Origin of the sequence: Streptomyces sp. URMC 126 (genome assembly GCF_051386555.1) — a bacterium.
Classification (GTDB): Bacteria; Actinomycetota; Actinomycetes; order Streptomycetales; family Streptomycetaceae; genus Streptomyces.
This window is the reverse complement of the sequence record NZ_JBPQTX010000892.1, coordinates 1-270: the sequence shown is the minus strand read 5'-3', so window position 1 is coordinate 270 and position 270 is coordinate 1. Positions and strand designations below refer to the sequence as shown.

Annotated in this window: 1 protein-coding gene; it reads right to left on the bottom strand. The window is 64.4% G+C overall.

The features are described from left to right. Nucleotides 1-270 (bottom strand): proton-conducting transporter transmembrane domain-containing protein (locus ACSNOK_RS34370; protein WP_436784647.1); only part of this gene is annotated, 270 nt, incomplete at both ends.

Below are 270 nucleotides of genomic sequence, written 5' to 3'. Positions count from 1 at the left end.
AGCAGGAACAGCGCGCCCGAGATGAATCCGTGCGACAGCATCTGGAAGATCGCGCCCTGCACGCCCTGCTCGTTGGCGGCGAAGGTGCCCAGCGTGACGAAGCCCATGTGCGCGACCGAGGAATAGGCGATCAGCTTCTTCATGTCGGTCTGCGCCAGCGCGACAAGGCTGGTGTAGACGATGGCGATGGCCGACAGCCAGAAGATCGGCACCTGCGCGATGGCCGAGGCTTCCGGGAACATCGGCAGCGAGAAGCGCAGGAAGCCGTAG